Genomic DNA, 418 nt, shown 5'->3' with positions numbered 1-418 from the left:
CGTGCTGCCTGGCTGAACCTGCGCGGTGGGCGAGTGGTGTCGGGCGGCAGCACGCTGTCGATGCAGGTGGCCCGCCTGCTCGACCCGCACGACCGCACCCTGGCTGGCAAACTGCGCCAGCTGTGGCGCACGTTGCAACTGGAATGGCACCTGTCCAAGCGCGAGATCCTGCAAATCTACCTGAACCGCGCGCCGTTCGGCGGTACCTTGCAGGGGGTGGCCGCAGCCAGTTGGGCCTACCTGGGCAAGTCGCCGCGGCACCTGACCCCGGCCGAAGCCGCGTTGCTGGCGGTGTTGCCGCAGGCACCCAGCCGCCTGCGCCCCGACCGACACCCCGAGCGGGCACAGCGCGCACGCGACAAGGTACTGCAGCGCCTGGCGGAGTATCAGGTGTGGTCGGCACGGCAAATTCGTGAAG

1 protein-coding gene is annotated in these 418 nt (G+C 69.6%); it reads left to right on the top strand.

Annotated elements, in window-relative coordinates:
• On the top strand, positions 1-418 hold a 418-nt coding region (locus tag QWI17_RS00130; RefSeq protein ID WP_302720480.1), incomplete at both ends, for a transglycosylase domain-containing protein.

Source organism: Gilvimarinus gilvus (assembly GCF_030518155.1).
Classification (GTDB): Bacteria; Pseudomonadota; Gammaproteobacteria; order Pseudomonadales; family Cellvibrionaceae; genus Gilvimarinus; species Gilvimarinus gilvus.
The sequence above is the reverse complement of the archived record's forward strand: the minus strand, read 5'-3'. Positions and strand labels throughout refer to the sequence as shown.